Origin of the sequence: Candidatus Syntrophocurvum alkaliphilum, from assembly GCF_009734445.1 — a bacterium.
Classification (GTDB): Bacteria; Bacillota; Syntrophomonadia; order Syntrophomonadales; family Syntrophomonadaceae; genus Syntrophocurvum; species Syntrophocurvum alkaliphilum.
Genome location: NZ_CP046457.1, coordinates 1,800,028 through 1,812,511 on the forward strand (window position 1 = coordinate 1,800,028; position 12,484 = coordinate 1,812,511).

A 12,484-nucleotide genomic window follows, 5' to 3' on the forward strand; every position below is an offset into this window, starting at 1 on the left:
CTCCCAAATAATAACTTGCCTAGAGCCGGTGTACATTTTAACATAATTTTATACTTTATGACAATAAATTAACTTTATTTGTCTAAATTATAGAAACAGTCTAATCCTCTGTAAACTGCAAAAACGTCTAATTCTTCTTCAATTCTTAGTAATTGATTATATTTAGCAACTCTATCAGATCTAGCTGGAGCACCAGTTTTTATTTGTCCTACATTTAATGCTACTGCTATATCAGATATAATGGCATCTTCTGTTTCACCAGATCTATGTGAAATAACACATGTGTATCCAGCTCGTTTTGCCATTTCTATTGTGTCTAGAGTTTCTGTTAGTGTTCCTATTTGGTTAACTTTGATTAAGATACTATTACATATACCTAAGTCAATTCCTTTTGCCAGCCTTTCAGTACTTGTAACAAATAGGTCATCCCCAACTAATTGGATTTTATCTCCTAATTTGTCGGTTAATTTTTTCCAACCTTCCCAATCATCTTCATCTAATCCATCCTCTATAGATATTACAGGATATTTGTCTACTAATCTAGCATAAAATTCGATAACTTCTTCTGATGTTAAAACTTCATTAGTGCTTTCTAAATGGTACTTCCCTTCTTTATATATCTCTGTAGCAGCTACATCAAGAGCTAAATGGATATCTTTACCTGCAGAATAGCCTGCTTTTTCTACAGCTTCAATAATTACATCTAATGCAGCCTCATTAGATGGTAGATTTGGAGCAAATCCTCCTTCATCTCCAACTGATGTTGCTAAACCTTTGCTACTTAAAACTTTTTTAAGATTATGGTAAACCTCTACTCCCATTTTAAGTCCTTGATTGTAACTGGAAGCACCAGTTGGTACTATCATAAATTCTTGTATATCTACATTGTTATCTGCATGCTTTCCACCATTTAAAATGTTTAGCATTGGCACAGGTATTTCTTTAGCATTAACTCCACCTATATATTGGTAAAGTGGAATTGCTAAATATTCTGCAGCTGCTTTTGCTGCTGCTAAAGATACTCCTAGGATTGCATTAGCACCCAGTTTGCTTTTATTAGGAGTTCCATCAATATCTAACATTATTTCATCTATGTCGATTTGCCTAACTACATCTATACCTATTATTTCAGGTGCAATTAGATCATTTACATTATTAACAGCATTTATAACACCTTTACCCATATATCTGTTTTTATCATCATCTCTTAGTTCTACTGCTTCATGAGCTCCGGTTGAGGCTCCAGAAGGTACAATAGCCCTTCCCATAGAACCATCTTCTAATACAACTTCAACTTCAACAGTAGGATTACCCCTTGAATCTAAAACTTCTCTAGCAAATACATCAACTATAATACTCATACATATTTTCCTCCTTAGTTTTAATTTAAAAGCCATTATTTGTAATTAACCAACTTAATCATTAGCAATCAAACACTTTCCTGTCATCTCATCAGGAATATCTACTCCTAACATATAAAGCATTGTTGGTGCTATATCCTCTAATGCTCCTTCTTCTAATAGACGGTTTTTTTTGTATTTATTTGATACTAGAACAAATGGTACTTTTTGAGTAGTATGTGCTGTAAATGGGCTTCCCGTTTCAGGGCAAAGCATAACTTCACAATTTCCATGATCAGAGGTCAATAATACTTGTCCGCTTTTATCTAAAACCTTATTTACGACCTTATCTATGCACTCATCTACAACTTCAATTGCTTCAACTGCCGCATCTAGTACTCCGGTATGACCAACCATATCTGGATTGGCGTAGTTAACCACAATTACATCAAATATATCTTTATCAATTTGTTCTATAATTTTATCAGTAAGCTCATAAGCACTCATTTCAGGCTTTAGGTTGTAGGTTTCTACTTCAGGGGAAGGGATTAGAATTCTTTCCTCACCTTCATTTTCCCTTTCTACTCCTCCATTAAAGAAAAATGTTACATGTGCATATTTTTCAGTTTCTGCAATCCTTAATTGCTTGAATTGGTTTTCAGCTAATACTTCACCTAATGTATTGTTTAAATTCTGAGGTTTATAAGCCACAGGTGCAGGAATAGTAATGTCATATTGAGTCATACAAACATAATAAACTTGTGGAAACTTCTTTCTAGTAAAATTGTTAAAATCTTGTTCAACCAAAGCTCTGCTAATTTGGCGCGCTCTATCTGCTCTAAAGTTATAAAATATAATACTGTCACCATCATTAATAGTTGCAATAGGTTGACCATTCTCATCTATGATTACATGTGGTTCCACAAATTCATCAGTTATATCTTTTTCATAACTATCTTGAACTGCAGCATGAGCATTAGCTGCTTTAAGCCCTTCTCCTAAAACCATAGCATTATAGCCTTTTTCTACTCTTTCCCATCTTTGATCCCGATCCATGGGATAGAATCTGCCAGCAACAGTAGCAATCTTGCCTATACCTAACTCATTTATCTTGTGAGCAAGCATCTCTAAATAGGTGATCGCTGTTTTAGGACCGACATCACGACCATCAAGAAAGCAATGCATATACACTTTTTCTAAGCCTTTTCGTTTACATAACTCTAGTAATGCATAAAGATGTGTTATGTGGCTATGTACACCACCATCTGATAAGAGCCCCATTAAATGAAGAGCTCCATTAGTATTCTGCACATTGCTTATGGCTTTATTTATTTCTACATTATCAAAAAAAGTTCGATTTTTAATTGATTTAGATATTCGAGTTATATCTTGATATACTACCCTACCAGCACCAATGTTAAGGTGTCCTACTTCAGAATTACCCATCTGACCTTCTGGTAAACCTACATCTATACCACTGCTTTTTAGTAAAGTATCAGGATAGTCTTCTTGCAATCTATAAAAGTTTTTAGGATCTGCTAAGGTTATAGCATTATCCTTTTCTGCAGTTCTTTCACCCCAACCGTCAATAATCATTAGTACTAATGGTTGCTTAGACATTTTTATCAAACCTCACAATATCTGCAAAAGTATCTGGAGTTAAGCTAGCTCCTCCAACTAAAGCTCCATCAATGTCTTCCTTATTCATAAATTCTGCTATGTTTTCTGGTTTAACACTTCCACCGTATAATATGCGAATTGTTTTGGCAAAATCTTCATTAAATATTTTCCCCAAATACTCACGGATATAACCAATCATTTCCTGTGCATCAGTACAACTAGCGTTTATTCCAGTTCCTATAGCCCAGACAGGCTCATAAGCTATTACTATACCATTTTGTTTAATATCTAAATCTTTTAGACCATTAGTTAATTGCTCTTTCACAACCTCTAGAGCACGATTATTTTCACGCTCTTGTAATGTTTCCCCCACACAAAAAATGGGAATTAATTCTGTGTCTAGAGCTGCTTTAAGTTTACGATTTATAGTTAAGTCATTCTCAGCAAGAACAGTTCTTCTTTCTGAATGTCCGATTATTACCCAGTTGCACCCTACATCTTTAAGCATTACTGGAGAAATTTCACCTGTATAAGCACCTTTTTCTTCCCAAAATACATTTTGAGCCCCTAACTCTACATTTGTCCCTTTAAGTTCATTACTTAATACATGTAAGCTAGTAAATGTTGGACATAATACAATATCCTTTGTAGTTTCATTTGTTACTAATGGTAAAAATTCATTTATAAATTGTTTACCTTCAGCTATTGTTTTATGCATTTTCCAATTACCAGCTAACATTGGTTTTCTCATAATTACACCCCACAAACTGCAACACCGGGAAGCAATTTTCCTTCTAAAAATTCTAAGGTCGCACCTCCACCGGTAGAAATATGAGTTATATTTTTTTCTAATCCTAAATGGTGCACAGCCGCTGCTGAGTCACCACCTCCTATAACGCTAACTGCTGGAGAATCAGCTAGTTTTTTAGCTACCTCTTCTGTTCCCTTAGCAAATTGATCATATTCATAAACACCTAAGGGCCCGTTCCAAATTATAGTTCTAGCTTTTAATATTTCTTTACTATATTCTTCAATTGTTTTAGGTCCGATATCTAGAATCATCTTATCATCAGGCACTTCTAATACATCAACTACCTGACCTTGCGCTTTCTCAGAAACTTCATCTGCAATCACAACATCTAGGGGTAAAAGTATACGGGTATCTTTCTTTTCTGCTTCCTTTAGAAGCTCAGTTGCTTCATCAATCCGATCCTTTTCCAAAATTGATTTACCTACATTTATTCCTTTTGCTTTTAGGAAGGTATTGGCCATACCTCCTCCAATCACAATAACATCCATTTTATCTAATAAGTTATTTATTAACCCTAATTTATCATAAACCTTTGAACCACCTAAGATAGCCATTCGAGGACTTTCAGGATGTTCTATGACACCTTTTAACATTTTCACTTCATTTTCTACTAAAAGCCCAGCATATGAAGGTAAATAATCAGCCACACCAGCAGTAGATGAGTGAGCACGATGGGCTGTTCCAAATGCATCATTAACAAAGATATCACCTAGTAAAGCTAATTTTTTTGAAAAATCAGGATTATTTTTTTCTTCTTCCTCGTGATAACGTACATTCTCAAGCATTAAAACTTCACCTGGTTTCAATTCTTGTGCTTTTTCTTCGACTTCTGAACCAATACAATCATCTGCTATAATAACAGGTCCATTTATAAGTCTGCTAAGATACTGAGCAACTGGCTTTAAGCTATATTTACTTTCACGCCCCTTGGGCCTACCCAAATGACTCATTAAAATAACTTTAGCATTTTGCTTAACCAAATATTCTATAGTTGGTATTGCAGATTGTATTCGATTATCATCAAGAATTTCTCCGTCTTTATCCATAGGCACATTAAAATCTACTCGCATTAAAACTCTTTTGCCGCTTAAATCAATATCCCGTATACTTCTCACCTTTGAAAGCACCTCCAAGTAAATCGAATAATACTAAAAACTATTTTAGACCTTTAGAGGCAATATAGGTCACAGTATCTAGCACTCTTAGTGAATATCCCCATTCATTGTCATACCATGCTATTACTTTTGCCATTTTATTACCCATAACCATTGTTAGTAATCCATCAATTACAGCTGAGTGTTCTTCGCCATTATAATCACTAGATACTAATGGCTCTTCCGTATATTTAATAATTCCTTTTAAATTAGTTTCACTAGCTTTTTTAAATGACATATTAATTGCTTCTGCAGAAGCTTCTTTTTCCAACTCCACTGTAAAATCTACTAATGAAACATTTGGAGTTGGTACCCTTATTGCCAAACCATCCAGTTTACCATCTAATTCAGGGATTATTTTTCCTACCAAACCTGCTGCACCAGTAGTGGTTGGAATCAATGAGATTGCAGCAGCTCTGGCTCTTCTTAAATCATTATGCTCTAAATCTAAAACCTTCTGATCATTAGTATATGAATGAACGGTATTCATAACACCTTTTACAATACCAAAATCATCATGCAATACCTTAGCAACTGGTGTTAAACAATTTGTTGTACAAGATGCATTAGATAAAATATCATGTTCCGGCTTATATTCATCTTCATTTACACCCATTACTATAGTTAAATCCATATTTTTACCCGGTGCAGTTAAAACAACCTTTGAAGCACCGGCTTTTAAATGTTTTGCAGCACCATCCCTACTACGAAATACGCCTGTTGCTTCAACAATCACTTGCACTCCCATATCTGCCCATGGTAATTGTTCTGGATCCTTTTGGGACAAATACTTAAATTTTTTATTTCCAACAACAATATCTTCACCTTGAACAGACACATCTGCATCATAAACACCATGGATAGAGTCGTACTTAAATAGATGGGCACCACCTTTAGGATCTCCTAAATCGTTTACTGCTACTAACTCTATATCATTTCTCTGTAAAGCTGCCCTAGCTACTAAACGTCCGATTCTGCCAAAGCCATTAATAGCAATTTTCACCGCCATTTAATTCATCCTTTCTAATATTTTTTTTGCTGCACCCTCATCAGTAATAAGCACATTAAGCTGTTTACTATTTAAAACCGCTTCTATAGCATCAGTTTTATTACTTCCTCCAGCAACAGCTACGATAGTTTCAACATTTTCCAAATCTTTCTTTTCTAAACCTATACCAGGAAGTTCATATACTATGTTTCCCACTTTGTCATAATAATATCTAAGTGATTCAGCTAAAGCCTTTTGTTTTTTCAAAAAATTTATTTCCAGTTCAGATAATCCTCTCCGTTTAGCCATGTCAATTGCTGGGCCAATTCCATGAATGAGGATGTTGCTAAACTTTATGTTTTTTATAAGCTTGCTTATGTTAGCATCCTTTTTTAATATTTCAGCTGTGTTTTCTTCTAGATAATCAGGTATGTGTAGCAGTTTATATTGAGCTCCAATTGTTTTTGCTATTTTGGCTGCAATAACACTTGCTTGTTGTTCCATATCTTCACCTAAACCACCACGAGCAGGAACAATCATAGCTCCAGTTCCATCAATGCTACTATCTACTGCTTCAGCCATTTCAGCAAGTGTTGTTCCACCAGTTACTGCCACAGTACAACCGGGAAAAATAGCTTTTTGTAAAAATCGTGCTGCAGCTCTACCAATATCTTTTTTGGTAAATGGGTCAGACATCGAATCACCTGGCACAATAATAGCTTCTTTTAGATTAAATATTTCCTTAAATTTTTGCTCTAATATACCAGTGCTAAAAAGATATGGAACTAGTTCATTCATTTCATTTAAAATACCTTCACCAAGAACAGTTAGATTTATACCACTAGGTGTACTATACAGTATTCCTCGTTCTTTTAATCTATCAAGCTCTGAACGAACTAGCCTTTCAGAATAACCTAGATTTTTAGCAATCTGACGCCTGCCTATTGGTTGATAGTCAAAAACTTGTTTTAAGATCTGATATCTATTTTTTAGAGCATCTAATAATTCAGGTGCACATCGTTCTACAATTGTAAATAGTCTTTCCATTAAGGTAACTCCAATATTATTATTTGATGGGACAAGCTTCTAACTCAGGGTCAAATTAGTCCCAGTAAATGCAGACAAATTCCTTGATTTTTATTATTTACTACTAAATATTATAGCATAATCAATTAAAAATGTTGCATATTTCTTGCTTATCGTGACATATTTTCATTTTTCATAATAGAAAAACGGGCTTCCCCCCGTTTGTCTAGTTCCTTATTTATATCTTTTCCTAGCTGATGTAGATAATATTCCTAATTCTTGACGATATTTTGATACTGTTCTTCTAGAAATTTTTACCCCTTTTTCTTTAAGTATCTTTGTTATATTTTCATCACTTAAAGGTTTAGTTATATCCTCATTGCTAATTATTTCAGAAATAATATTTTTAATACTCTTAGAAGATTTTTGTTCATCTCCTTGACAGGATACACCTGTACTAAAAAAGTATTTAAGTTCAAAAAGCCCTTGAGGTGTTTGGATATATTTATTGTTCGTAGCTCTACTTACTGTTGATTCATGTACATCAATTAGCTCAGCAACTCTTTTCAAGTTTAATGGCTTCAAATATTTTATTCCTTTATCTAAAAATTCCTTTTGTATATCTACTATACACCTAGCAACCTTATACAGTGTCATTCTGCGCTGCTCAATGCTTTTAATCAACCATATAGCAGAACCCATTTTTTCTTCCATATATTTTTTGCAATCACCAGAAAAGCTTTCTGACTGGCGCATTAAATTTTCATACATATAATTTATGGTTAACCTAGGAAAGTTACTATCATTTACTACTATCATATATTCATCATCGACTTTTTCCACTATTACATCTGGAAATATAAATTTAACTTCATCAGAACTATACTGCAAACCTGGTTTTGGATCGAGTGTTCGAATTAAATCACAGGTTTCTTGGACATTTTTAACTGAAACACCTAAGGATTGGGCAATCTTGTTAATTCGGTTTCTACTTAAATCATCTAGATGGTCTTTTACAATGCTTTTCGTAAGGGAATCATCTTTACCATAGTGTTTTAATTGAATTAACAAGCACTCCTGTAAATTTCTAGCTCCTACTCCGCTAGGGCTAAATGATTGTATTACTTCTAATACCTCTTCTACTTTATCTATTGCTACATTAGCCTTTTCTGCCACTTCTTTAAGTTCAATAGAAAGGTATCCATTGTTATCAATACTACCTATTAGATAATGTCCAATGGTTAAAGAGTTGGAATCACAGTTAGTTAAATTTAGTTGAAATTCTAAATGCTCATATAAGCTAGGACGTTTAGTGATAAAGTTTTCAAAGGTTTTTTCTTCTTGCACTTCTTTTTCCCTATATTCAATATCTCTATCATTAAAGTATTCAAGCCAATCTTCTACATCAGCATTATTATCTGTATTCTCTTGAGTTTCTTCTTCTGTATATTCAATATCTTTTTCTTCTAACAACGGGTTTTCTGCGAGTTCATTTTGAATATACTCACTAAGCTCTAAAGTGGACATTTGCAATATAGCTATAGCTTGCCGCAATTCTGGTGTCATCACTAACTTTTGTTGCTGTTCTAAATAAACATCGTGTGTAAGTCTCATGCATGTCCCTCTCTTTTAAAAGTAGCTTCTAGTTATTTATATTCGTGAACTTTCAAGCTATGTCCTGCTATAAATAATCATCCTCAAGTAACTGCTCACAAATTCTTTCTAATTTTCTCATTCTATAAGCTGTCCCAGACTTAGTTAGAGGTGGACTCATCATATTCCCTAACTCCTTTAATGTACTATCCGGATAGTCAATTCGCAACATAGCCAATTCTTTTATCCCCAGGGGAAAAATATCTACACCATGTCTGTCTATAACTTTTTTTATGAGTTCAATTTGCCTTAAGGAAGCATCTACAGTCTTAGCTAGATTAGCGGTTTCACAATTCACCTGACGATTCACATTATTACGCATGGATTTAATAATACGTACATTTTCAAACTCTAATAAAGCCTTATTAGCTCCTATTATTCTTAATAAATCTACTATTTTTTCACTTTCTTTAAGATAAATTATTATATTACTTTTACGCTCAGTCAATCTAGCTTCTATATCACATTTTGCCAATAATCTTTTAGAATCATGCGCTAATTTAGTATCATTACATACAATTTCTAAATGATAGCTACCTTCAGGTTTATTCACAAAGCCTCGAACCAAAAAAAGGCCCCTTATATAAGCTCTTTTACAACACTTTTTCCCTACTAATCGCCAATTAATTTTATTATTAATTTTACAGTTATCATTAAGTATATTGAAATTTGCTAATACATTTATATTTTCTTTATTTAAAATAGTATCTATTATATATACTTTGTTTTTTTTAAATCTTTTTCTGTTATCAATTACTACTGTTGATTTTAAGTCATAACTTTCTTTAAGTATTTTAAAAACCTTTCTAGCAGCAGCCACATTTTCATTAACTATCCTTAATATTGTTTCATTAGTATTTAAAATATAACCACTAGAATTTAAAATTGCTGCTGCCTCTGCTTTTTTGCAACAATCCTTCTCTGGCATAATCCGTGCCAATTCATTTTTCACTTCATTAGAAAAATTAATCATAAAATCACATCCACAAAAATTAAAACACTGACAGGGGGGAGTAGAACAGGGGACGGTTCTCTGTTTTGCCCTTGTAGAACAGAGAACCGTCCCCTGTTCTACTCCCCCCTGTTCTACTCCGCCTGTTCCGCTTATCTGCCTATGGTTTTCATTATCACCTTAGCTAATTTGTCTGAGTCATGCCAGGCAAAGTCTGCTTGAGAAACAAGGTCTTCTTCTATTACTTTTACGCCTAAATCATTTATTTCTTGTAAAGCTTTTCTTACAGGTATAGCTTTTTCCTCTTTATAACGTTCTAATCTATATTTATCTATGTTTCCTGAATTCATTATAACATAGTTAAAAATTTGCTTATTTATATGCTCTAATATAACCTTTAGGTGATCATATGCTGTAAAATCATCAGTTTCACCTTGTTCAGTCATTATATTACTTACATACATAGTTACTGCATTAGAATCAGCTATAGCATCTACAACACCATCAACAAGTAGGTTTGGAATAATGCTAGTATATAGGCTTCCAGGTCCTACAATTATCGCATCAGCATCCCTTATAGCATTTAAGGTTTCTGGAACTGGTCTACAGTATTCTGGTTTTAAAAAAAGCCTTTCTATTTTATATTTATAATTCCTAATGAGAGTTTCACCAGAAACCATTTTACCATCACTCATTAGAGCCTTTAAGGTAACATGCTCTAATGTAGCCGGCAAAACATTTCCTCTTACTTTTAATACTTTACTAACTTCTTTAATAGCCGTTATAAAGTCTCCAGTTATTTCGGTCATTGCTACTAATAATAGATTACCTAAGCTATGTCCCTTTAGCCCTTCACCTGTTTGAAATCTATGCTGTATAACTTCATCCATTAAAGTTTCAGTATCTGCCAAAGCAACTAAACAGCTACGAATATCACCAGGTGGCAATACCCCTAACTCAGCCCTTAACCTACCGGAGCTACCTCCATCATCAGATACTGTGACTACTGCAGTTACGTTTGTAGTTAGTTTTTTTAGTCCTTTCAAAAGAACAGATAAGCCGGTACCTCCTCCAATTACTACAATCCTAGATTCTCTATCTATTCTATTCATTTAATCCTCCATAGTATATTTAGAAACATCTCGGTGTTTTACAGTTACGTTATATCCCAGTCTATTGAGTTGTTTGCCTATATAATCAGTTATAGCAACTGATCGGTGCTGCCCACCTGTACATCCTATAGCAATTGAAAGATTAGTTTTTCCTTCAGTAATATAATTAGGTATTAAAAACTTCAACAGATTTAAGAAACGACGAATAAATGATTTTGTAATTGACGATTCTAAAACATAGTCAATTACCTCAGTATCCTGACCAGTCATATTTTTCATTACTGGATCATAATAAGGATTTGGTATAAACCTTACATCCATGATTAAATCAGTATCTAATGGTATACCTGCCTTATATCCAAAAGAGATTAAACTAATTGAAAACCCACCTGAATTTTCATCACTACTATACAGTGTTAAAAGCTTTTCCTTTAAATCTCTAGGGGAAATATTAGATGTATCTATTATCACATTTGCCTTACCTCTTAGTTCTTCTAACATGCTGCGTTCATTCTGTATAGCCTCTAACAATCTTCCTTCCGGAGCTAACGGATGTCTTCTGCGCGTTTCTTTAAACCTGCGAATTAGAACCTCATTAGATGCTTCTAAAAATAAAATTTCATACTTTATATTATTTTGTTTTAGCTCAATAAGTGCATTGAAAAGATCGTGAAAAAACTCTCCTCCTCTAACATCCATAACTAAAGCTACTTTGTTTATTTTTCCCTCTGATTGCATGCTCAATTCTGTAAACTTAGTCAGTAAAGTTGGGGGTAAATTGTCTACACAAAAGTAACCCCAATCTTCTAAGTAGTTTACAACCTGGGTTTTTCCTGCACCAGATAAACCTGTAATTATGAGTACTTGAAAGTTATCATTTTTCTTTTCCACTCTATATTCCCCCCCATATGAAGTGAATTCACAACTCGTTCAGGCTTTATACCCAAGGATTCAACCAACTTACTTCCATACTTAAGGTCGCCTACGGTTTTTTTAAAGTGAGAATCACTATTCACAATAAAGTTTGCTCCAACCCTTTCTGCTTTTATTATATCAGATATTTCAGGATACTCATGACCACAGTTAATCTCAAATAATACCTGATTGTCTCGACATGCTTCTGCTACTTGCTCAATATCTACATTAAAAAATAATCCTGGGTGGGAAAGAATATCAACCTCGGGGTTTCTTGAAAGCGCTTCTATTATAGCAATTGTATTGTTTTTTACTGCTTTAGCCCGCTCTTTTTTCCCCAAATGACGAAGGGAATTTTGCAGAAAAAGGTTTAATCCATCAGCTATTGAAGTTGGCAATGTATATGGATGCAGTCCTATTATCAATATGTCCAAGCTTTTCATTACTTCCTTATCTATATCAAGAGTACCTTTAAAGTCCCTAACGTTAGCTTCAGCACCCAAAAGTATTTTTAAACCTAAATCTCTACTATTTATTTCGTTAATCTTTTTTCTTAATTGTAAATAAACATCACAATTTTTAACTCCAATAACCGCAGCTAAAGGCCCATGGTCAGTCACCGCCACCTCTTTCAAGCCTTTTTGCAGAGCAACTTCAGCTATTTCTTCAACTGTCTGATTACCATCACTAGCCCTACAATGAACATGATAATCTCCATAAAACTCCAAAAATCACACCTCCACTTATATATAGAGACAAAGGACATTAATAAAAAATTGATACCACTGCAAAGAGTAACTACAACAAACTTAAGGCTTAGCAAACATGTTTATCTAAGTCCCGAATAGCAAGGCGTGGTGCATAGATCACGGCTAAGTATAAATAAAAAATCATTTTAGATAATAAGTGCTAA

The 12,484-nt window shown here is 33.9% G+C and carries 11 protein-coding genes; all 11 read right to left on the minus strand.

Annotated elements, in window-relative coordinates; translation table 11 throughout:
• Window positions 1-74: 74 nt before the first annotated feature.
• The gene (eno, locus tag SYNTR_RS08695) at window positions 75-1,361 is read right to left on the minus strand and encodes a phosphopyruvate hydratase (protein ID WP_156204147.1); all 1,287 of its coding nucleotides are present in this window, start codon (window positions 1,359-1,361) and stop codon (window positions 75-77) included.
• A gap of 54 nt (window positions 1,362-1,415) precedes the next feature.
• Window positions 1,416-2,960 (minus strand): 2,3-bisphosphoglycerate-independent phosphoglycerate mutase, encoded by a 1,545-nt coding sequence (gene gpmI, locus SYNTR_RS08700; protein WP_156204148.1) that lies wholly within the window; start codon window positions 2,958-2,960, stop codon window positions 1,416-1,418.
• The gene (tpiA, locus tag SYNTR_RS08705; RefSeq protein ID WP_156204149.1) at window positions 2,953-3,711 is read right to left on the minus strand and encodes a triose-phosphate isomerase; all 759 of its coding nucleotides are present in this window, start codon (window positions 3,709-3,711) and stop codon (window positions 2,953-2,955) included. Before tpiA ends, gpmI begins: the two co-directional genes overlap by 8 nt.
• 2 nt (window positions 3,712-3,713) lie before the next feature.
• Window positions 3,714-4,841 carry a phosphoglycerate kinase gene (locus SYNTR_RS08710; protein ID WP_243140280.1) on the minus strand — a complete coding sequence of 376 codons (1,128 nt, stop codon included), beginning with the start codon at window positions 4,839-4,841 and terminating at the stop codon, window positions 3,714-3,716.
• Window positions 4,842-4,926: 85 nt separating this feature from the next.
• On the minus strand, window positions 4,927-5,934 hold the full coding sequence (gene gap, locus SYNTR_RS08715) for a type I glyceraldehyde-3-phosphate dehydrogenase (RefSeq protein ID WP_156204151.1): 1,008 nt from the start codon (window positions 5,932-5,934) through the stop codon (window positions 4,927-4,929).
• Window positions 5,935-6,960, minus strand: a complete 1,026-nt coding sequence (locus SYNTR_RS08720; RefSeq protein WP_156204152.1) for a sugar-binding transcriptional regulator — start codon at window positions 6,958-6,960, stop codon at window positions 5,935-5,937.
• A 213-nt stretch (window positions 6,961-7,173) separates the two neighbouring features.
• On the minus strand, window positions 7,174-8,553 hold the full coding sequence (gene rpoN / locus SYNTR_RS08725) for an RNA polymerase factor sigma-54 (protein ID WP_156204153.1): 1,380 nt from the start codon (window positions 8,551-8,553) through the stop codon (window positions 7,174-7,176).
• A 67-nt stretch (window positions 8,554-8,620) separates the two neighbouring features.
• Entirely contained in the window at window positions 8,621-9,565 is a 945-nt protein-coding gene (gene whiA, locus SYNTR_RS08730; RefSeq protein WP_156204154.1) for a DNA-binding protein WhiA, read from the minus strand.
• Between the two features lie 131 nt (window positions 9,566-9,696).
• Window positions 9,697-10,656 carry a gluconeogenesis factor YvcK family protein gene (locus SYNTR_RS08735; protein WP_156204155.1) on the minus strand — a complete coding sequence of 320 codons (960 nt, stop codon included), beginning with the start codon at window positions 10,654-10,656 and terminating at the stop codon, window positions 9,697-9,699.
• Complete coding sequence (gene rapZ, locus SYNTR_RS08740) at window positions 10,657-11,547, minus strand: RNase adapter RapZ (RefSeq protein WP_156204156.1); 891 nt, start codon at window positions 11,545-11,547, stop codon at window positions 10,657-10,659.
• The gene (locus SYNTR_RS08745; protein WP_156204157.1) at window positions 11,511-12,299 is read right to left on the minus strand and encodes a PHP domain-containing protein; all 789 of its coding nucleotides are present in this window, start codon (window positions 12,297-12,299) and stop codon (window positions 11,511-11,513) included. Before SYNTR_RS08745 ends, rapZ begins: the two co-directional genes overlap by 37 nt.
• Between the last annotated feature and the right edge of the window lie 185 nt (window positions 12,300-12,484).